At 35.2% G+C, this 20,364-nt stretch carries 21 protein-coding genes; 15 read left to right on the top strand and 6 right to left on the bottom strand.

The window, feature by feature from the left end; genetic code table 11:
- Positions 1-4: 4 nt before the first annotated feature.
- The 4 genes from recF to dnaA form a co-directional block, all read right to left on the bottom strand.
- Positions 5-1,111: a DNA replication/repair protein RecF gene (recF, locus tag C4S54_RS13225; protein ID WP_022772173.1), complete on the bottom strand. Its 1,107-nt coding sequence runs from the start codon at positions 1,109-1,111 to the stop codon at positions 5-7.
- Complete coding sequence (locus tag C4S54_RS13230) at positions 1,108-1,323, bottom strand: RNA-binding S4 domain-containing protein (protein WP_022772174.1); 216 nt, start codon at positions 1,321-1,323, stop codon at positions 1,108-1,110. The genes recF and C4S54_RS13230 overlap by 4 nt, the downstream gene beginning before the upstream one ends.
- 21 nt (positions 1,324-1,344) lie before the next feature.
- The gene (gene dnaN / locus C4S54_RS13235; RefSeq protein ID WP_022772176.1) at positions 1,345-2,454 is read right to left on the bottom strand and encodes a DNA polymerase III subunit beta; all 1,110 of its coding nucleotides are present in this window, start codon (positions 2,452-2,454) and stop codon (positions 1,345-1,347) included.
- 294 nt (positions 2,455-2,748) lie between these two features.
- The gene (dnaA, locus tag C4S54_RS13240) at positions 2,749-4,146 is read right to left on the bottom strand and encodes a chromosomal replication initiator protein DnaA (RefSeq protein WP_022772177.1); all 1,398 of its coding nucleotides are present in this window, start codon (positions 4,144-4,146) and stop codon (positions 2,749-2,751) included.
- A gap of 541 nt (positions 4,147-4,687) precedes the next feature.
- Between dnaA and rpmH the strand changes: the two genes are divergently transcribed.
- The 14 genes from rpmH (at position 4,688) to deoD (ending at position 17,186) form a co-directional block, all read left to right on the top strand.
- Positions 4,688-4,822 carry a 50S ribosomal protein L34 gene (rpmH, locus tag C4S54_RS13245; RefSeq protein WP_013282343.1) on the top strand — a complete coding sequence of 45 codons (135 nt, stop codon included), beginning with the start codon at positions 4,688-4,690 and terminating at the stop codon, positions 4,820-4,822.
- 57 nt (positions 4,823-4,879) lie between these two features.
- Entirely contained in the window at positions 4,880-5,230 is a 351-nt protein-coding gene (gene rnpA, locus C4S54_RS13250; protein WP_103869973.1) for a ribonuclease P protein component, read from the top strand.
- The gene (yidD, locus tag C4S54_RS13255) at positions 5,227-5,436 is read left to right on the top strand and encodes a membrane protein insertion efficiency factor YidD (RefSeq protein ID WP_022772180.1); all 210 of its coding nucleotides are present in this window, start codon (positions 5,227-5,229) and stop codon (positions 5,434-5,436) included. The genes rnpA and yidD overlap by 4 nt, the downstream gene beginning before the upstream one ends.
- Before the next feature lie 19 nt (positions 5,437-5,455).
- On the top strand, positions 5,456-6,769 hold the full coding sequence (locus C4S54_RS13260; protein WP_242973819.1) for a YidC/Oxa1 family membrane protein insertase: 1,314 nt from the start codon (positions 5,456-5,458) through the stop codon (positions 6,767-6,769).
- 27 nt (positions 6,770-6,796) lie between these two features.
- Positions 6,797-7,528, top strand: a complete 732-nt coding sequence (gene jag, locus C4S54_RS13265; protein ID WP_103869942.1) for an RNA-binding cell elongation regulator Jag/EloR — start codon at positions 6,797-6,799, stop codon at positions 7,526-7,528.
- A 68-nt stretch (positions 7,529-7,596) separates the two neighbouring features.
- The gene (gene mnmE, locus C4S54_RS13270) at positions 7,597-9,018 is read left to right on the top strand and encodes a tRNA uridine-5-carboxymethylaminomethyl(34) synthesis GTPase MnmE (protein ID WP_103869943.1); all 1,422 of its coding nucleotides are present in this window, start codon (positions 7,597-7,599) and stop codon (positions 9,016-9,018) included.
- Positions 9,019-9,021: 3 nt separating this feature from the next.
- Positions 9,022-10,938 (top strand): tRNA uridine-5-carboxymethylaminomethyl(34) synthesis enzyme MnmG, encoded by a 1,917-nt coding sequence (gene mnmG, locus C4S54_RS13275; protein WP_103869944.1) that lies wholly within the window; start codon positions 9,022-9,024, stop codon positions 10,936-10,938.
- Positions 10,928-11,665, top strand: coding sequence for a 16S rRNA (guanine(527)-N(7))-methyltransferase RsmG (rsmG, locus tag C4S54_RS13280; protein WP_103869945.1), 738 nt, complete (start codon positions 10,928-10,930; stop codon positions 11,663-11,665). The genes mnmG and rsmG overlap by 11 nt, the downstream gene beginning before the upstream one ends.
- A 292-nt stretch (positions 11,666-11,957) precedes the next feature.
- A complete protein-coding gene (locus C4S54_RS13285) occupies positions 11,958-12,734 on the top strand; it encodes a ParA family protein (RefSeq protein WP_103869946.1) in 777 nt (258 codons plus the stop codon).
- A 13-nt stretch (positions 12,735-12,747) separates the two neighbouring features.
- On the top strand, positions 12,748-13,644 hold the full coding sequence (locus C4S54_RS13290) for a ParB/RepB/Spo0J family partition protein (protein ID WP_103869947.1): 897 nt from the start codon (positions 12,748-12,750) through the stop codon (positions 13,642-13,644).
- A gap of 17 nt (positions 13,645-13,661) precedes the next feature.
- Positions 13,662-14,183 carry a DUF4446 family protein gene (locus C4S54_RS13295; protein WP_103869948.1) on the top strand — a complete coding sequence of 174 codons (522 nt, stop codon included), beginning with the start codon at positions 13,662-13,664 and terminating at the stop codon, positions 14,181-14,183.
- A gap of 64 nt (positions 14,184-14,247) precedes the next feature.
- Positions 14,248-15,540, top strand: a complete 1,293-nt coding sequence (gene serS / locus C4S54_RS13300; protein WP_103869949.1) for a serine--tRNA ligase — start codon at positions 14,248-14,250, stop codon at positions 15,538-15,540.
- A 36-nt stretch (positions 15,541-15,576) separates the two neighbouring features.
- Complete coding sequence (locus C4S54_RS13305) at positions 15,577-16,464, top strand: DUF3881 family protein (protein WP_022772193.1); 888 nt, start codon at positions 15,577-15,579, stop codon at positions 16,462-16,464.
- Between the two features lie 14 nt (positions 16,465-16,478).
- Positions 16,479-17,186, top strand: coding sequence for a purine-nucleoside phosphorylase (gene deoD, locus C4S54_RS13310; protein WP_022772195.1), 708 nt, complete (start codon positions 16,479-16,481; stop codon positions 17,184-17,186).
- 79 nt (positions 17,187-17,265) lie between these two features.
- Here deoD and C4S54_RS13315 read toward each other — a convergent pair whose 3' ends face one another.
- Both C4S54_RS13315 and C4S54_RS13320 read right to left on the bottom strand, forming a co-directional pair.
- Entirely contained in the window at positions 17,266-17,460 is a 195-nt protein-coding gene (locus tag C4S54_RS13315) for a hypothetical protein (RefSeq protein ID WP_103869950.1), read from the bottom strand.
- A gap of 16 nt (positions 17,461-17,476) precedes the next feature.
- Complete coding sequence (locus tag C4S54_RS13320; protein ID WP_103869951.1) at positions 17,477-19,222, bottom strand: S41 family peptidase; 1,746 nt, start codon at positions 19,220-19,222, stop codon at positions 17,477-17,479.
- 122 nt (positions 19,223-19,344) lie between these two features.
- On the opposite strand from C4S54_RS13320, the gene C4S54_RS13325 reads away from it, so the two are divergent.
- Positions 19,345-20,163, top strand: coding sequence for a MerR family transcriptional regulator (locus tag C4S54_RS13325; RefSeq protein WP_103869952.1), 819 nt, complete (start codon positions 19,345-19,347; stop codon positions 20,161-20,163).
- Positions 20,164-20,364: the final 201 nt, after the last annotated feature.

The raw sequence follows: 20,364 nt of genomic DNA on the forward strand, positions 1-20,364 counted from the left end.
TTTCTTAGTTTTCACTATTTACTGTTCCTTCAGTTACTTTGAACAGTTTATCTATTTCAAATCTGTTATTAACAAATTCATCAAGTCCGGTACATGTGATAATTGTCTGAATATCTCCTATTGTGTTAAGAAGGTAATTCTGTCTATTGCTATCAAGTTCTGACAATACATCATCAAGCAAAAGAACCGGATTTTCTTTTTTAGCTTTTTTCACAATTTCAATTTCAGATAGCTTTAATGACAAAGATGCTGTCCTTTGTTGCCCTTGTGATCCAAATTTTCTTATATCAATTTTTTCACTGTTATCGCTATTTCTTTTTACGATAAAAGAAAAATCATCCTTGTGAGGGCCAACTGTGGTCTGCTTTGCATAGATATCTCTTTGTCTGGAAGAACTTAATTTCTTTTCAAAATCAGTTGCATCCACATTTGGCTCATAATAAATCGACAGGTCTTCTTTACCACCTGTAAGCTTATTATGAATAGGTCTTATTATTTCATTAAGATCACCAATGAATTTTTCTCTAGTCTTGATTATGACAGATCCATATTCGCATAACTGCTTATCCTGAACATCAAGAAGAACGCTGTTTTCAGGATGATCAAACAGATCTTTTAGAACTTTGTTTCTTTCGACAACAAGTTTATTGTATTTAGATAGACTATTTAAATATACCTGATCAAGCTGACACAGCTCCATATCCATGAATCTGCGTCTCTCAGAAGGTCCGTTTTTTATGATACTAAGATCTTCAGGTGAGAAAAAAACTACGTTTAACTTTCCAATAAGATCCGAAGCCCGTTTTATCTTTTGACCATCAATTGCAATTCCCTTGGTCTTACTACTCCTAAGATGCATATCAACACGATATTCTGCGTTGTCTCTGTCAAGAATAGTCCTGATATGAGCCTCATCTTTTCCAAATCTAATAATCTCTTTATCCTTGCTACCCTTGTGTGACTTAGTGGTAGCTGACATAAATATAGCTTCAAGGATATTGGTCTTTCCCTGGGCATTATCGCCATAGAGAATATTAGTTCCACTACTAAAATCTATTTTTAAATTTTCGTAATTTCTAAAATCAGATAACTCTAATGATTTTATTATCATTTTTCTATTTTTACCTGTGTGCCATTATATTCCAAAATGTCTCCATCATATAGCTTGCGGCCACGTCTTTCCTCAATTTCTCCGTTAACCTTTACAAGTCCTGCCTGAATATCCATCTTGGCATCAACACCAGATTGCTCGAGACCTGCCTTTTTAAGGGCCTGTCCGAGCTTAATAAAATCATCCTGTTCTCTAAGTTTTACTATTTCCATGATATTTCCTTTTTGTTTTTATTAGTCAACAGTTGTGAAGTTGACAGGAAGAACAAGATAAATATATGATCCGTCTTTGTCTCTGATAAAGCATGGTGCCTTAGGATTAACAAGATAAATATCAACTGTCTCGTCTTCAATTACTCTGAGCGCATCAATAAGGAATTTTGGATTGAATCCGATCATAAGATCCTTACCCTGCTTCTCAATATCGATTTCTTCATCCATACTACCAATGGCTGAATTGATCTTAAGTTCCATTTTTCCATCAGTAACTGAAATGATAACAGGCTTCTTATCTCCTTCTTTTACAAGAAGAGTTGCTCTGTCTATACACTCAAGGAACTCTTTTCTATTGATGGACATCTTTGTTTCATAGTCGCTTGAAAGCATCTGGTCAATACTGAAATACTCACCTTCAATAAGTCTTGAAACAACAATTGTCTTATCAAACTCAAATAATACGTGCTTGTCTGTGAAGTAGATGCTGACCATCTTATCAGCACTGTCACTTAAGATCTTGCTTATTTCACCAAGTGTTTTTCCTGGAACGATTACTTTTTTGTATGAATAACTTCCACCAAGCTTAACTTTTCTGATAGAAATTCTGTGACCATCAAGAGAAACAAGCTTTAAATTCTCACCATCAACCTCAAAAAGCTCACCAGCCATCATCTTGTTGGCATCGTTCTCTGAAATTGAAAAGATTGTCTGCTGAATTACATTTCTAAGTGTAAGGTGTGAAACTGAAACTCCATCAATTTTTTCAATAGATGGAAGATATGTAAAGTCATCACCCTTTCTGCCAATAAGATTAAACTTTGCTTTCTCGCAGCTAATTGTAACTTTATTGGATGAATCAGATTCGATCGTAACGTTATTATCAGGGAGTTTTCTAACTATATCTACAAAGAGCTTAGCATCAAGTGCTATAAAACCTCTTTCTACAATATCTCCGTCTACTATAGTCTGAATACCAAGTTCCATATCATTGGCAATAAACTTTATAACACCTTCTGTTGCATCAACAAGTATACATTCAAGAATAGACATTGTTGTTTTAGAAGGAACTGCTTTTGATACAATTTGGAGTCCACTCACAAGATTAGATTTAGAGCAAACAAATTTCATTTTGAATTATTACTCCCTTCGCATGCGTAAATATAAAAATATTATAAATAAATAATAAAAGAATTAATAATAGCTGTTGATAAGTGTAAAACCTATTCTATTATACTATTTATGCGGCTTTTTTACAATTTTTTGATTGTTGAAAAGAAAAAATTTCATGTTGAAAATTAAAAAGTTATAAACAAGCCAAATTTTAACAAATGAGTACTAGTTTTTCTTATCCACCCACAAATAACAGATAATCCTCTTTTAAATCACAACTAATCACCAAGGTTATCCACATTTGTTTGTTAATTAAAGTGATGGATTGATTTTTTTCATTATTATATCTATGTTTTTGTTGAGTTCATCATCAACAGTTATTTTCTTTTTAATCTTATTTATTCCGTTCATAACTGTTGTGTGATCTTTTTTACCCAGAAGTTTTCCTATTTCTTCTAATGAAGAATCAGTATGTATTCTGCACAGGTACATTATTATCTGACGTGGAAGAACAATATCTGAATTTCTCTTTTTGGAAAGGATATCCTCTTTTTTGGTCCCGTACTGTTCACAAACTGTGTCGATAATGAGCTGTGGTGTGATTACTTTTGATTTATCAGGGTAAATAATATCCTTGAGAGCTTCCATAGCGTTCTCTAATGTAACATCTACGTTGTTAAGTCGTGAATAAGCAATTATCTTGTTATATGCACCTTCAAGCTCTCGAATATTTGATTTAATGTTTGTAGCAATGTAATCAATTACTTCATCATCGATGTTTTTGCCATAGTTTTCAGAGTTCTTTCTAAGGATGGCCATTCTGGTCTCATAGTCAGGTGACTGAATATCAGCTATAAGACCCATTTCAAATCTTGATCTGAATCTCTCTTCAAGTGTTTCCATCTCTTTAGGTGGTTTATCAGATGAAAGAATTATCTGTTTTCCAGCCTGATGAAGCTCGTTGAAAGTGTGGAAAAACTCTTCCTGTGTTGATTCTTTTCCTATAATAAACTGTACGTCATCGACCATAAGAACATCAACAGTTCTGTATTTTTCACGGAGTTTTGACATACTCTCTGTTTTACCACTTCTGATGGATTCAATAACTTCATTAGTGAACTGTTCAGATGTTACATATAATACTTTAGCCCTGTGATCATGTTCCATAATGAAATGACCAATTGAATGCATAAGGTGAGTTTTTCCAAGACCAGGTCCACCATATAAGAAAAGAGGATTGTAGGAAATTCCTGGTGATTCAGCTACTGCAAGAGATGCAGAGTGGGCAAATTTGTTGTTGCTGCCTACTACGAAAGTATCAAATCTATATTTGGGATTGAGATTTGAATGCTCATAATTTGCATTGTTTTCATAGGCTCTTGCATTATTCTCGTCGTTTTCATTTTGAGTTTCTTCATTATTAATAATATCTTTGTTCAAAATGAAAGTTACGTCGATCATGAGTTCCAAAAACTCAGAGATCGTAACGCGAATAAAGTCCATGTAGTGATTGATTATGTACTGAAGTGCCATGGAATTATCGGATGGAATAAGAATTTTCACATTATTATCCTGAACACTATATACAGTTAAAGGATCAATCCAGGTACGATATGATATTTCTGTAATACCGGATTCTATCTTTATTGTATGTTTAATCGACTCCCAATTATCTCTTAATTTTTCTGTGATTTCTTTAGATGATTGCATGAAAAAACTCCCAACAAGCATAATTTTAGACTTTAATTATTGTATATTAAAAGGCTATAAATATCAAACAAACTCAAATTGTGGATAACTTATTTCTAAAATTGATTATTTTTAGATACTTTTTTTCACTGTGGAAAAGTGTTCTGTTTTCCACGTGGAGCTATCTACACTTAGAATGCCCATAAAATCACGGGTTTGAATAAAATATACCCAATTAATGTACTGGCTTATCCACAAATTTGAGGAAAATTGTGGATAAAATAGTTCAAAAATTAATAATCAACAGGTTGTCCACAAATTCAACATTTAGCTGTGGATAATTTTTTTTAATACTACATATTGTTTATATTTTTTTAGAAAAAAAATTAGTGATTTATTATATGATTTTGTGTCCATTAATGGCTTGACTTCGGCCTTTTTATTTTTTATAATTATAAAGATTTTTTCCACACTGGATAATTTTGAGATTGTTCATATAATGAATTTTCTCATTTGACGGACCTTTATAGGTTAGTTTGTATAAGAAGGAGGTGTTTCCAATATGAAGATGACATTCCAGCCTCATAAGCTTCAGAGAGCCAGAGTTCACGGCTTCAGAGCAAGAATGGCTACAAAGGGCGGCAGAAAAGTACTCGCTGCTAGAAGAGCAAAGGGAAGAAAGAGATTATCTGCATGATATTAAAGGCCGCAATTACTGTGGCCTTTTTTCTTCTTAATAAAAAAGGATAATATGATGCTTTTTTCAGAATCTATGAAAAAAACGAATGATTTCCTGAATGTTTATAGGAACGGAAAGAGTTACGCTGACAAAAATATTGTTATTTATGTGTGGAAAAATGAAGGTTCCAGAAATAAACTAGGGATTTCATGTAGTAAAAAAGTTGGGAACAGTGTTGTAAGGCACAGATTTGCAAGACTTGTTCGAGAATCGTACCGACTACATGAAGATATATTCAATAGTGGTTTGGATATAGTAGTCGTGGCCAGGGCCTGTGCAAAAGATGCGAATTTTTTTGATATTGAGAAATCAGTATTAAGCCTGGCTGGGAAGGCCCGCATAATGAAAAATGGCGGTGATTTATGAAAGAAATACTTATCTATTTAATTAAATTTTATAGGAAGTATCTGTCTCCATTAAAAAGAACAAAATGTCCATATATTCCTACATGTTCTGAATATGGACTAGAAGCAATAGAAAAATACGGAGCCCTTAAAGGGGGACTTTTGGCTGCATGGAGGATACTTAGATGTAATCCTTTCTCAAGCGGCGGATATGATCCGGTTCCGTAGGCTTTAGAGGAGGTCAATTTTGACGGGAGCATTTTTTTTAACCCCTTATCAGGGTAAGATAGTAGGGCCTGTAGCTTGGGTATTGGGACACATCATGAATGGTATTTTCAATATTTTAAATGCCATCGGTATTCCAAACATTGGTCTTGCTATTATCATTTTCACTTTAGTTATCTATTTATGTCTTTTACCACTTACATACAAGCAGCAGAAATTTTCCAAACTTCAGTCTAAAATGAGTCCTGAACTTAAGGCTATACAGGCTAAGTATAAAGGAAAAAAAGACAACGATTCTATGCTTGCTATGCAGGAGGAAACAAAAGAGCTTTATGCAAAGTATGGTGTTTCTCAGACTGGTAGCTGTCTTCAGCTTATAATCCAGATGCCTATTTTGTTTGCTCTTTATCGTGTTATTTATTCTATTCCAGCATATGTTACTATTGTTAAAAATGCGTTTTATCCACTTGTTGAGCAGTTACGTAATACTGATGGAGCTGTTGCTTTTATTCAGGAAACTTTATCAAGTGCCAAGAACTACTCAGGTCAGTTTAACAACGAGTTATTCACATCAGGTGATCCGACTTATGTGGAAAACACATTGGTTGATGTTCTTAATAAAGCATCAACAGCTGATTGGGATGCACTTACTTCTAATTTTGGAAGCTTAGCTGATTCTATTAATAGTACACATGCACAGCTGAATCAGTTTAACTCTTTCCTTGGACTTAACATTGGTGATTCACCTATGTACATGGTTCAGACTGCTTTTGCAAACAAGAACTTCATTCTTCTTATTGGTGGAATTATTGTTCCTGTTCTTGCAGCCCTTACTCAGTGGATCAACACAAAGCTTATGCCTCAGCAGACTGACAATAATGGAAAAATCGATCCTGATGATCCAGCAGCTCAAATGCAGCAGTCTATGAAGACTATGAACATTATGATGCCTCTGATGTCAGCATTTTTCTGTTTCAATCTTCCTGCAGGTATGGGTCTTTATTGGATTGCCGGTGCTGTAGTTAGATCAATTCAGCAGATCGTTATCAACAAACATATCGATAAGATTGATATCGATGCTGAAATTGCAAAGAATACTGAGAAATATAAGCAGAAGATGGAGAAGATGAAATCTACTCCTCAGATGAACAGATATGCTAACATGTCTACAAGAAATATTAGTTCTAGCGCTAATACTTCTGTGAAGTCTGATTCTGAAAAAGAAAAGCAGCTTGAGGATGTAAGAGCTAAGTTTAATGGTAAGGAAATTCGTAAGGATTCACTTCTTGCCAAAGCCAATATGGTTAAAGAGTTCAACGAAAAAAATAATAAATAAATAAGATTTCCTTATGTGGAGGATAAAATGGAATACAGAGAGTTTAGCGCAAAGAATGTTGATGATGCTATTACAGAAGCTTGCGAAACATTTACAGTTACCAGTGATAAACTTGATTATGAAGTTATTTCCGCTGGTTCAACAGGATTTCTTGGTATCAATTCCAAGCCTGCAGTTATAAAAGCAAGAGTAAAAGAAGAGAAAGAAGTCTCAGAAGTAAAGACAGAAGAAGTTGTTGAAACAAAAAAAGCTCCTGAGAAAAAAGCTGAAGAAGTTAAAGTTAACAATGCATCTGTTGATAGTGATGATCTTTGCAATAAGGCTAATGAATTCTTAAAAGAAGTATTCGAAGCCATGAAAATGGAAGTTAATGTTGAGACTAAGTTTAATCAGCAGGATAAGATCCTTGATGTTGAGTTAAATGGACCTGAAATGGGGGTTCTCATTGGTAAGAGAGGTCAGACACTTGATTCTTTACAGTATCTTATTTCCCTTGTTGTTAACAGAGGACAGGCTGATTACATTCATGTAAAAGTTGATACAGAAAACTACCGTGAAAGAAGAAAAGCTACTCTTGAAAATCTTGCTAAGAATATTTCTTATAAGGTTAGAAAGTCAAGACAGTCAGTTGCTCTTGAACCTATGAATCCTTATGAAAGAAGAATTATTCATTCAGCTCTTCAGAATGACAGATATGTTACAACACATAGTGAAGGTGAAGAACCATTTAGAAGAGTAGTAGTTACTTTAAAGAAATAATGTTAATCAAATACCCCTTGGACAATTTGTTCCTTGGGGTATTATTTAAGTAAGTGAGAGGACTTCATATGTCTACTGTACTTAATAATTTTAGTAATGATACTATTTGTGCTATTGCAACTGCTATGTCTGATGCCGGTATTGGTATTATCAGAGTTAGTGGAAATGATGCAGTTTCAATATGCGATAAAATCTATATTTCAGCTAATAAGGAACACACACTTATTAACCACAATCCCAATTCAATTCGTTTTGGATATATTTGTGATGATTCTAAAATCATAGATGAAGTCATGATTTCTTATATGAAGGCTCCCCATAGTTATACAAAAGAAGATGTTATAGAAATCAATTCACATGGTGGAATGCTGGTGATGAATGAAATCTTACAACTTTTATTGAAAAATGGTTGTAGATTAGCTGAACCAGGTGAATTTACAAAGAGAGCTTTTTTGAATGGTCGTATTGACCTGACAAAAGCAGAAGCTATCATGGATGTTATCAGCGCTCAGAATAATTTTGCACTTGAGAGTTCCAGGTCACAGCTTCAGGGAAAAGTTTATTCTAAGATAAAAGAGCTTAGAGAAAAGATTCTTTATCAGATGGCATTTATTGAATCTGCTTTGGATGATCCTGAGAATTATGATCTTACAGGTTTTCCTGAAATATTAAGAGGAATAATCGAATCTGTTAATTCAGAAATTAGCTTTTTGATCAATACTGCAGATGAAGGTAAGATCAGAAAAGATGGAATAAAAACAGTAATTGTTGGTAAACCTAATGCTGGTAAGTCATCTCTTTTGAACACTTTAACAGGAGATGAGAGAGCAATAGTTACTGATATTGCCGGTACAACAAGAGATATTATTGAAGAGACCGTTAGGCTCGGGGATATTGTTCTTCATGTTATTGATACTGCCGGTATCAGAGATACAGATGATGTTATAGAAAAAATTGGCGTTGATAAAGCCAAAAGTAAAGTGAGTGAAGCGGATCTTGTATTATATATATTAGATTCTACTTCAGCTCTTGATGATGAGGATAAACAGATCATTGATCTTTGCAAAGATAAAAAGACCATTGTTCTATTAAATAAAAACGATCTTTCTGATAATATTAAAATAACAGAAGATATCCTTCGTATGCAATTTTCAGAGTATAAAACTGATAAATTACCTGTTATTAGTACCTCAATGCTTAAAGGAAACGGCATTCAGGAATTAAAGGAAGCTGTTGCTGATCTTTTTTTGAATGGCGATATTGTTCCTAAACAGGAATTGTATATTACGAACTTGAGACATAAGTCTTTATTAAAGGAAGCTTATGATAGTTTATTGCTTGTAATTGATAGTATTGATAAAGATCTTTCTGAGGATTTTTACAATGTAGATCTTACAAACGCATATGCTGCACTTGGTGAAATAATTGGTGAAGAAGTTGGAGATGATCTGGTTGAAGAAATCTTCTCTAAGTTCTGTATGGGTAAATAATTTATGATAGATATTCGAGAAAAATATGATGTAATTGTTATTGGTGCTGGTCATGCAGGATGTGAAGCTGCTCTTGCTTCTAGCAGGCTTGGTCTTAATACTATTATCTTTACAATGAGCGCTGATAATATTGCATTCATGCCATGTAATCCACATATTGGTGGATCTTCAAAAGGACATTTGGTAAGAGAGATTGATGCTCTTGGTGGAGAAATGGGAAAAAATATTGATAAGACATTTCTTCAGTCAAAAATGCTTAATACTTCAAAGGGACCTGCTGTACATTCTCTTAGATGTCAGGCAGATAAGATGGAGTACTCCAAAGAAATGAGAAAAGTGCTTGAAGCTCAGGATAATCTTACAATCAAGCAGGCAGAAGTCTCAGAGATACTTTTTGAAGAGTATAACGATGATGGTTATAAAAAGAAAATTACCGGAGTTAAGATTTTTTCCGGAATGATATATGAAGCAAAAGCAGTTATTCTTTGCACCGGGACTTATCTAAAAAGTAGATGTCTTACAGGTGAGTCCATCACTTATAGTGGACCCAATGGTCTTTTGCCTTCTAATTATTTGTCTGAGTCACTTATTAATGCAGGCATTTTACTTAGAAGATTTAAGACAGGAACACCTGCTCGTATGGATGGTCGTACTATTGATTATTCAAAGATGTCTGAACAGTTTGGTGATGATCCGGTTGTTCCTTTTTCTTTTGATACAGACGCTGCAGATGTTCAAAAGCCACAGGTTTCATGCTGGTTGACATATACCAATGAAAAAACACATGAAATAATACGAAATAACATTGATAGATCGCCAATTTATGCAGGCATTATTGAGGGAATTGGCCCCAGATACTGTCCATCAATTGAGGATAAAGTTGTTAAGTTCCCTGATCATGAAAGGCATCAGGTATTTGTTGAACCTGAAGGAACATATACAAATGAAATGTACATTGATGGTATGTCTTCATCTCTACCTGAAGATGTTCAGCTTGCTATGTATAGAACAGTTCCTGGTTTGGAAAATTGTAAGATAGTAAAGAATGCATATGCTATTGAATATGATTGTCTTTGTCCAGGGCAACTTTCTCCTTATCTGGAAATAAAGGAAGTTAGAGGTTTGTTCAGTGCCGGACAGTTTAATGGAAGCAGTGGATATGAAGAAGCAGCTGCTCAAGGTCTTTATGCCGGAATCAACGCATCAATGCAAATTCTTGGAAAGCCTTATCTGACTATCGATAGATCCGAAGGATATATTGGAGTTCTTGTTGATGATCTTGTAACAAAAGAGAATCTTGAGCCATATAGAATGATGACTTCTCGTGCAGAATACAGATTACTTTTGAGACAGGATAACGCTGATATCAGACTTCGTAAAAAGGGCTATGATATTGGACTGATTGATCAGACTAGATATGACAAGTTAGTTTCAAAAATTGAAGCCATAGAAAATGAAGTTAAGAGATTAAAAAATACTGTCGTTGGTGCTAACAGTAAAATGCAGGCTTTCATGGAGAAGAATGGAAGCTCACCTTTAAAGACAGCAACTTCATTGGCTGAACTTATTTGCAGACCAGAATTTTCATATGAAACAATTGCTGAGATTGATACTGATAGAAAAGAACTTCCTTCAGATGTTATTGAACAGGTAGAAATAACTATTAGATATGAAGGTTATATTAATAGACAGGAAAGACAGGTAGAGCAGTTTAAGAAACTTGAAAAGAAATTAATTCCTGTTGATATTGATTACAATGATGTTGGTAGCCTTAGATTAGAAGCCAGACAAAAACTAGAAAAGTTCAGACCAACAAATATTGGTCAGGCTTCTAGAATTGGTGGAGTTAATCCTGCTGATATATCTGTGTTACTTATTTATCTTGATTCATTGTATAGAGGTAATAAGGATGAGAACTAAATATAAAAATATGATAGATGATTTCAGTTCATATGGAATTGATTTATCTGATAGACAACTAGAGCAGTTTAATACATATTATGAACTGCTTATCAAATGGAATGAAGTTATGAATCTTACAGCTATCACAGATTTTGATGATGTATGTAAGCTTCATTTTGTTGATAGTATTTCTGCTTGCCAATATTTTGATTTTAGTTCCAAAAATTATTCATTAATTGATATAGGTACTGGAGCAGGATTTCCTGGTATACCATTAAAGATAGTTTTTCCTAATCTTAATATTACATTGTTGGATTCTTTGAATAAACGATTGAATTTTTTAAATGAAGTTATTGATACATTAGAACTTAACGAAAAAGGTTCAATCAAGACACTTCATGGAAGAGCAGAAGATTATTCACAGCCAAAGGAAGGTTCACTTAGAGAGACATTTGATATTGCAGTTTCAAGAGCAGTTGCAAATATGTCTACCCTTTCAGAGTATTGTCTCCCTTATGTAAAAGTTGGCGGATGTTTTATTGCTTATAAAAGTGAAAAAGCATCTGAAGAATTAGAACATGCAAAAGGAGCAATTCATCTCTTAGGAGGAAAGCTTTTAAGCTCTAATGAATTTCTTTTACCTGGAACTGATGTGAGTAGAACCACCTGTATAGTTAATAAGAAAGAAAATACTTCAAAGAAATATCCTCGCAAAGCAGGTACTCCTTCAAAACAACCTCTATAATAGATGTTGTGGTTTTATTATTTTTGTTAATCAATGTTTCACGTGAAACATTACAATTAACTACAATTATTAATACAAAAAATTGTTTCACGTGAAACATATAAACCCAAGATATTGTAATTATAATCGTGAAACATTATTATTAAGATAAAATTGTATTGTGAAACCGTACAATTTCAAACACTATATCTTGATTTATAAAAATAATTAGTGATAAAGATGAAATGTATTAAACCACATTGAAGAATTGATGTTATACTTAATATAGTGTGTTTTGAAAATAGGAGGAAAAATGGGAAGAGTTATTGCGATAGCAAACCAGAAGGGTGGAGTCGGAAAAACCACTACTTCGATAAATCTATCGGCAGCGCTTGCTGAAAGAGGAAAAAAGGTATTAGTTATTGATACTGATCCACAGGGAAATACAACAAGTGGTTTTGGTCTTGATAAAAATGAACTTGAAAATAGTATCTATGAACTTATGATAGGTGAGTGTTCTATCGATGAAGCTATACAGAAAGATGTTGTTGAAAATCTTGATGGAGTAGATATCATTCCATCAAATGTTAATCTTGCAGCGGTTGAAATTGAATTGATAGATGCAGATCAGAAAGAGTTCATTCTTAGGGAAGCAATAAGTAAAGTAAAAGATAACTATGATTTTATTGTTATAGATTGTCCACCTTCACTTAGTATGTTAACAGTTAATGCAATGACTACAGCAAATACTGTTTTGGTTCCAATACAATGTGAGTACTATGCGTTGGAAGGATTAAGCCAGTTGGTTCATACAGTTAATCTGGTCAGGGATAGATTAAATCCTGAACTTGAGATGGAAGGCGTTGTATTTACAATGTTTGATTCAAGAACAAACCTTTCACTCCAGGTTGTAGAAAATGTAAAAGAGCATATTCAGGAAAATGTTTATAAAACAATTATTCCTAGAAATATTAGACTTGCTGAAGCACCTAGTTATGGCTTGCCAATAAATATATATGAACCAAAGTCAGCCGGTGCAGAAGCATATAGACTTCTTGCAGATGAAGTTATAGAAAGAAAGTTTGATTAAGTTGGAGGGGAGAATGGCACCAAAGAGTACTAAAAGAGGTCTGGGAAAAGGCCTTGATTCAATAATACCTGCAAAGGTATCAACTTCTAAAAAAGAAGTACCCGAAGAAAAGCATGTTGAGGGTCAGGTAGTCACAGTAAATATTACAAAGATTGAACCAAATAGAAGTCAGCCAAGAAAAACATTTGATGAAGATAGTCTTATAGAACTTGCTGATTCAATTAAACAGTTTGGAATAATCAATCCACTTATTGTTACTGATAAGAAAGATCATTATGAAATAGTTGGCGGTGAAAGAAGATGGAGAGCTGCCAAGAAAGCCGGCTTAAAAGAAATTCCTGTAATAATTAAAGATTTAAGTGAACAGGAAATTGCTGAGATAGCATTGATAGATAATATCCAGAGAGAAGATATCAATCCTATTGAAGAAGCACTTGCTTATAAAAAGCTCATTGATGATTTTGGATATACACAGGATGTAGTTGCTGACAAAGTATCAAAGAGTAGAGTAACAATTACCAATTCATTAAGACTATTAAAACTGTGTGACCATGTAAGACAGATGGTTATCGAAGGAAAGATTTCAACTGGTCATGCAAGAGCATTAATCTCAATTGAGAATGAAGAAGAGCAGATAACAATAGCTCAAAAAGTTTTTGACGAGAAGCTCAGTGTAAGAGAAACCGAAAAACTGGTTAAGTCACTTGGAAAGCCAGCAAAGAATAAAAAGAATAATACTAAGAATGAAAGTATCGATGCAGTTTATGCAAGTCTTTCAGAAAAGTGTAAACAGGCAGTTGGTACAAAAGTAGATATTATCTCTAAAGGTGATGGTGCAGGAAAGATTGAAATTGAGTTCTATAGCAATGACGATCTTGAAAAAATCATCGACAGATTATGTAAAGGATAAAATGGAGATAATACAAAATGAACAGTGGAATACTTAATGCTATAGGAATAGGAAATTTAGATCCTGCAATAATATTTATAGTACTAATAGTTCTGATCATTGCTTTGTTTGTATTATTTATTATCAATGCAAACAAACTGAAAAAACTTGAAAAGAAATACAACAAGTTTATGCAAGGAAAAGAAGCTGAATCATTGGAAGAAGAAATTGTTGGACTGTTCCATGATAACAGGCTTATCCGAAGTGAAAATGAGAAGAACAGAAAAGACATAATTGACATCAACAGAAGAATGGCCAGAACATTCCAAAAAATAGGATTGGAAAAGTATGATGCTTTCAATCAGAGTGGTGGAAAACTTAGTTTTTCATTATGTCTTTTGGATGAAAATGACAATGGATTTCTTTTGAATTCAGTTCATGGAACTGACGGAATCAATTATGCTTACTCAAAAGAAATAAATGCAGGTGTTGCAGACGTCGAACTCAGCAATGAGGAAAAGAAAGCTTTAGAGCAGGCGCTTGACAGTGTAAACAGATAACAACTTATTTAAAATTAAATTGTTATAAATATATTTTAATAATATTTTTTTGGAGGAGATCGAAATGATCGACATTAAATTTTTACGTGAAAACCCAGATGTAGTAAGAGAGAACATCAAGAAAAAATTCCAGGATGAGAAACTTCCTCTTGTTGATGAAGTAATAAAGCTTGATGAAGAGAGAAGATCAAACCAGCAGGAAGCTGATGAAATCCGTGCTCACAAGAACAAGATTTCTAAAGAGATTGGTGGACTCATGGCTCAGGGCAAGAAAGACGAAGCAATGGCCCTTAAGGATGAAGTAGCAAAAGAAGCAAAGAGACTTGAAGAGCTCGAGGAAAATCAGAAGAAACTTGATGAAGAAGTTACTAACAAAATGATGATCATTCCTCAGATAATAGATGAGTCAGTTCCAATCGGTAAAGATGATTCACAGAACGTTGAGATTGAAAAGTTTGGCGAGCCAGTTGTTCCTGATTTTGAGATTCCTTATCATACAGATATCATGGAGAGCTTCAATGGTATCGACCTTGATGCAGCTAGAAGAGTTGCAGGTAATGGATTCTATTATCTTATGGGTGATATCGCAAGACTTCATTCTGCAGTTATTTCATATGCAAGAGATTTCATGATCGACAGAGGATTTACATACTGCGTACCACCTTTCATGATCCATGGAAACGTTGTTGCAGGTGTTATGAGTTTCCCGGAAATGGAAGCTATGATGTATAAGATCGAAGGTGAAGACCTTTACCTTATCGGAACTAGTGAACATTCAATGATCGGTAAGTTCATCGATCAGATTATTCCAGAAGATGAAGTACCAAAGGCACTCACAAGTTATTCACCTTGCTTCAGAAAAGAAAAAGGTGCTCATGGAATAGAAGAGCGTGGAGTTTATAGAATTCACCAGTTTGAAAAGCAGGAAATGGTTGTTATATGTAAACCAGAAGAATCAAAGGAGTGGTATGACAAGCTTTGGAAGAACACAGTAGATCTTTTCAGATCTATGGACATTCCTGTTCGTACACTTGAGTGCTGTTCTGGAGATTTGGCAGACCTTAAGTGCAAGTCATGTGACGTAGAGGCTTGGTCACCAAGACAGAAGAAGTACTTTGAAGTTGGTAGCTGCTCTAACCTTGGAGATGCACAGGCAAGAAGACTTAAGATCAGAATCAAAGGTAAAGATGGAAACTACCTTGCACATACACTTAACAATACTGTTGTTGCTCCTCCAAGAATGCTTATCGCATTCCTTGAGAACAACCTTCAGGCTGATGGAAGCGTAAGAATTCCTGAAGTTCTTCGTCCATACATGGGCGGAAAAGAAGTTCTTGTTCCTACAAAAAAGAACTAATTATTAAATCGAAACTCAGAAAGAGGTGAAATCTTATTGCATAAATTCTTAAGAGCGGTAGGTTTTTCCAAAATTAAAGATAGAAAAGAACTTACAAAGTTAATAACTGATTCTATACAAAATGCAGGAAAGCGCTCATATGTGACAACAGGTGATAACATAATACTGGCTGAATTTGCAAGAGATTTTGCTGATGGTATCGGATTTGCTGTATGCGGGGAATTTGATGAGGACGATAAATTCATTTATGAATATTACTATCCTTATCTTGTTCCAACAGGGATAAGTACTGAAGAAGATATCAATGTTGAGAGACATGCAGCGCAATATTCATACGCCGGAGTTTGTAATGAACCAAGAATTGGAGTGACACTTATTTTTTACCTTCAAAATATGATTCCATATGTGAAGTATGAAAATGAGGATCATTTTCCAATACGAGGAACAACTCTTTCTCTTTCTGCTCTGTCAATTAAGGGACAGATACTAATGCCCATAGCCAAGACAGAAGAGGAAAAAGAGGTTGCCAAAAAGAAAAACAATTATAGAAATAAGTTAATAAATAATGCAAGGAGAGGGGATGAGACAGCAATCGAATCCCTGACCCTTGACGATATGGATCTTTACACAACACTATCCAAGAAAATCAGAAAGCAGGATGTATACAGTCTCGTTGATTCATACTTTATGCCTTATGGCGTAGAGTGTGATCATTACTCAGTTCTTGGTGAAATAAAAGAAACAAGGACAGTTGAGAATAGTATGACAAAAGAGAAAATTCATATCATGCGGGTGAACTGCAATGACCTTGAATTTGATGTTTGTATAAATGATGAAGATTTGTTGGGAGAACCAGCAGTTGGTAGAAGATTCAAAGGAAATATCTGGATGCAGGGTTATATTAATTTTCCAGATGCAAATTGAAAGGAGATTAAACTATGTCAACACCACATAATAGCGCAGAAAAAGGTGATATAGCAAAGACCGTCTTAATGCCAGGTGATCCACTTCGTGCGAAGTTTATAGCTGAGACATTTATGACTGATATAAAGTGCTTCAATGAAGTAAGAGGAATGCTCGGTTTTACAGGTAAGTATGATGGAAAAGAAATCTCAGTAATGGGACATGGTATGGGAATTCCATCAATTGGAATCTACACTTATGAACTTTTTAACTTCTATGATGTGGATAACATCATCAGAGTTGGAAGCGCCGGTGGATTACAGGACGATGTTAATGTAAGGGACATCATTTTTGCAATGGGTGCTCACACAGATTCCAATTATGGATTCCAGTTCGGACTTCCAGGAACATTTGCTCCAACAGCAAGCTACAAGATTCTTGAAAAAGCAGTGGCTATAGCAAAAGAAAAAGGTGTTACCTATCATGTAGGTGATGTTCTTTCATCAGATGCATTCTACAAGAAATGCAATGAGAGCGAACTTTACAAGAAGATGGGAGCCCTTGCTGTAGAGATGGAAACACCAGCTCTCTACATGAATGCAGCAGAAGCTCACAAGAATGCACTTACAATTCTTACAATTTCTGATCACCTCTTCAAGAGTGAAGAACTTTCAGCACAGGAGCGTCAGACAAGCTTCACAGACATGATGGAAATTGCACTTAAAACAGCAATTCAGCTTTGATAATGTTGTGTTCTATATTTTAATTCTGAAAGAACGCGTCGATTTGTTCAATCGGCGCGTTTTCTATCAGAATCGATGTTTAATACAAATAATCTCCATACATATTATAATGTCGAGTATCTTCTTTTTCTGCGACATGTATACTCGATCCGCCCGCTACCATATTCAATTCATCATCTGTCAGCTTCAATCCAGCATTTTCAATCATTTTTTTTGCTTCATCCCTGTTTTTTGCACTTTCCACTTGTTTCTTAAGATTTCCTATAAGTTCCATGATAATACCTCCTTATTTAGAAAAGATTGTCTATGTAATCAGTTAGCGCTTTTCTGTCATAATAATCGTCAATCTTGGCTATGCCAAAGTCAGGTGTGGCACCCCTGTCAATATCATAGAAAGAACCATTTTTAAATATGCTTATCCTCTTGTATCCGGATATCTGTATTGTGCTCCCGCCCGCGGTTGACATGTGATGCACACCACACGATCCGCCCCCTGAAGTCATTCCGAGCAAAGTCACTCTGGGAGACATCATAAAAGCATTGGGGACAAGGTTTCCGCACGAAAAACTCTCAGGAGAAATAAGGCAATAAAGATTAAGACCTTTTAGCGAAAGATGATCCTCTGCATTAAATTCCCCATCCCTGTTAGTATCAATCTGATATGCAGCAACTCCTGCTGCGCCGGTCATGGTATTTACAACACTCAAATCACCAAGACCCAGATAGAAGGCTATTACATAAGCAGCAGACACAGCAGTTCCGCCCGGGTTAAGTGACAGATCCATTACTACATTCTTAATGGGACTGTCGGGGCGAAGAATCTTATCTCTTGAATACTGTATCAGTCTTATAGTGTCATAAAGCTCTTCTTCTGTCGGATCAGACATATAATCAATTTCATCTACAGGATGTGAGAAATGATCAAATGTGATATATGCAGTATCCCCAATCTCCTCGTATGGGGGCACACCCTCGGGAAATGCTTTGTCTCTTGCATTTAAAAAATCCTTCGAATTGTGATTAAATCTTAATCGCCATGGCCCAGCTATTTCTGCCGATGCTTTCTCGAATGTCTCTTCATCGCTCATATATGATCTTGTATTAAAACCTGAGTGCAGATCATCGAGTTGATACTCAATAAACTGTTTAAGGGCAATGTCCGCTTCAGTCTGGTCTGTACCCATAAGCTTATTGCGGACGCCACATTCAAAGAAGAAATCATCAAAACTGGTTATATTATGTATCTCCTTTAAACCATATTCATAGTCAAGTGCAAGACAGAGCTCATTATAGTCAAACTTTGCAAACTCCTCTGTCCTTGTACTGGAAGCTGAGTAATAGATCTTGGCAAGATCATCATCAAGCGCACCAGGAACATAAAAAACTGCTTCTCCGTTACATAGAATAAAATCGACATTATATGTGAGAATAATATCACTAATAGTCTGGAGCGGAGCATAGTAACCATCCCCTTCATGGACTATATTTATATCATAAGGTTTTAAGTCGAAGGTCATGACTTTACCATATCTGTCATTTGAGTAGACCTCTTCTTCTGAAAACAATGGCGCGATTGCGCTATCATCCGGAATACCCACATTGACGATCGGTCCTGCTTCATTTCTTAGGAATGCATCGTAATCAAAGAAAGTGATTGTGTCATTTTCAAAATCAAAATCACAGGTCAGCTTGGTTCCTTTTCTTGTAAATATCGCGTGCTCTCCGTTATATTCCAGTTCATAAAGCTCTTTGTCATGAAGATTCTGCAGGAATTCTAATACAGTATCCATGGAAATATACGGAACTGTGCCTCCATCAACATAGTAAAGATTAATAGTTTCCTTGTGACTAGCATCTTCCACATAGAACGGGACTGTATCCTCTGTAATACGGTATTGACTTGTAATATCAGCTTTTACAGGTATATCTTCTGAAGAATTGGTTTCCATAGGTGACGATACGTTTCCATTACAGCCTGCAAGCAAAACTGTTAATACTAGCAAAAGAGATATTATTTTCAATTTTTTTGTTTTCATATTAATCTCCTTTTCTCTAATAATCCGACCTAAAATGTACGAAACATTGATTCATCTGTGATAAATCAATATAATATAAACACTACCACCTATGGTATAGTCAATAAAATGGAGATGAAATCGTGATTATTTCAGATAACAGAAAGCTATTTACAAGTGCAGAGGTATGTCATGTATGTGGAATCAGTAAGACATCGCTATTTCGCCTTGAAGAATTCGGCTTCTTAAAGCCATACTATGTTAATCCGGATACGGGATACCGCTATTATGATTTGCAGAACATTACCGCTGTGGGACAGTTTCAGAGAATGCAAGGTATCGGACTATCAAAAAAAGAGATCGTGGATGTGTATCTAAATAGAGTGGATAATGCAGATTTTCTGAAAACACAGAGGCAGAAGCTTAATAAGATGCAACGATTCCTGGATGAATACGAGTGCCGCATCACCCGTAGCAACAGCTCAGAATCATTTGTGTCGTTATCTGCTGTGAAATGTTATTGTACAAGAATTACTGCGTTCTCTATCGAAGAAGCAGCAAAACTTGATTATCTTGCCCATGAAAAATGTGCAGAGGAGGGCTATAAATTGCTTGGGAGCGAGCCTTTGTTTGGCATTATCGAGGATCGCTATGCTTTGTCAAATGCACAAATTTCCGGGCTTGACTATACGTTTTGTATTCCTGTATTTCCCGATACCGAAATGGATACTCATATCCGCTTTTTTCAGGAAACATCAGGATTCTCACTCCTGGGATTCGGAGATTTCTCTGTCATACCGGAATTTGAGAAGCGATTTTGGAAGGAAGTAGACAAGCGTAAGATGACAGCATCTGAACCGCCACGTTTTATTATGCATGTCGGAAGTTATGCAGGCACACAATACAAACCTGATGATTATTGCTATGAATATGTACTTCCAATAAAAAATGCAGCAACCTAACCAATTCTTCCCATATATAACTTTTTCCCTCCGTAATATGTGATTTACTAACCTTTGTTGTTACCGCGGGCTATAAGCCATGCATGAACTCGGAAGCAAAGCTTCCTTCGTCGCGGGCTGGCGCCCTATAAAAAAAGATACATAAAAGCTCTCTAGTGAGTAAACTCCCATTGAGCTTTTATGTATCTTTTTTGCATGGCT

It is taken from the genome of Butyrivibrio sp. Su6, assembly GCF_900108105.1.
Taxonomy (GTDB): domain Bacteria; phylum Bacillota; class Clostridia; order Lachnospirales; family Lachnospiraceae; genus Butyrivibrio.

Excerpts from the sequence above, each read along its gene's own strand:
- recF (WP_022772173.1), bottom strand. The coding sequence starts at position 1,111 with ATGATAATAAAATCATTAGAGTTATCTGATTTTAGAAATTACGAAAAT.
- C4S54_RS13230 (WP_022772174.1), bottom strand. The coding sequence starts at position 1,323 with ATGGAAATAGTAAAACTTAGAGAACAGGATGATTTTATTAAGCTCGGA.
- dnaN (WP_022772176.1), bottom strand. The coding sequence starts at position 2,454 with ATGAAATTTGTTTGCTCTAAATCTAATCTTGTGAGTGGACTCCAAATT.
- dnaA (WP_022772177.1), bottom strand. The coding sequence starts at position 4,146 with ATGCAATCATCTAAAGAAATCACAGAAAAATTAAGAGATAATTGGGAG.
- rpmH (WP_013282343.1), top strand. The coding sequence starts at position 4,688 with ATGAAGATGACATTCCAGCCTCATAAGCTTCAGAGAGCCAGAGTTCAC.
- rnpA (WP_103869973.1), top strand. The coding sequence starts at position 4,880 with ATGCTTTTTTCAGAATCTATGAAAAAAACGAATGATTTCCTGAATGTT.
- yidD (WP_022772180.1), top strand. The coding sequence starts at position 5,227 with ATGAAAGAAATACTTATCTATTTAATTAAATTTTATAGGAAGTATCTG.
- jag (WP_103869942.1), top strand. The coding sequence starts at position 6,797 with ATGGAATACAGAGAGTTTAGCGCAAAGAATGTTGATGATGCTATTACA.
- mnmE (WP_103869943.1), top strand. The coding sequence starts at position 7,597 with ATGTCTACTGTACTTAATAATTTTAGTAATGATACTATTTGTGCTATT.
- mnmG (WP_103869944.1), top strand. The coding sequence starts at position 9,022 with ATGATAGATATTCGAGAAAAATATGATGTAATTGTTATTGGTGCTGGT.
- rsmG (WP_103869945.1), top strand. The coding sequence starts at position 10,928 with ATGAGAACTAAATATAAAAATATGATAGATGATTTCAGTTCATATGGA.
- C4S54_RS13285 (WP_103869946.1), top strand. The coding sequence starts at position 11,958 with ATGGGAAGAGTTATTGCGATAGCAAACCAGAAGGGTGGAGTCGGAAAA.
- C4S54_RS13290 (WP_103869947.1), top strand. The coding sequence starts at position 12,748 with ATGGCACCAAAGAGTACTAAAAGAGGTCTGGGAAAAGGCCTTGATTCA.
- C4S54_RS13295 (WP_103869948.1), top strand. The coding sequence starts at position 13,662 with ATGAACAGTGGAATACTTAATGCTATAGGAATAGGAAATTTAGATCCT.
- serS (WP_103869949.1), top strand. The coding sequence starts at position 14,248 with ATGATCGACATTAAATTTTTACGTGAAAACCCAGATGTAGTAAGAGAG.
- deoD (WP_022772195.1), top strand. The coding sequence starts at position 16,479 with ATGTCAACACCACATAATAGCGCAGAAAAAGGTGATATAGCAAAGACC.
- C4S54_RS13315 (WP_103869950.1), bottom strand. The coding sequence starts at position 17,460 with ATGGAACTTATAGGAAATCTTAAGAAACAAGTGGAAAGTGCAAAAAAC.
- C4S54_RS13320 (WP_103869951.1), bottom strand. The coding sequence starts at position 19,222 with ATGAAAACAAAAAAATTGAAAATAATATCTCTTTTGCTAGTATTAACA.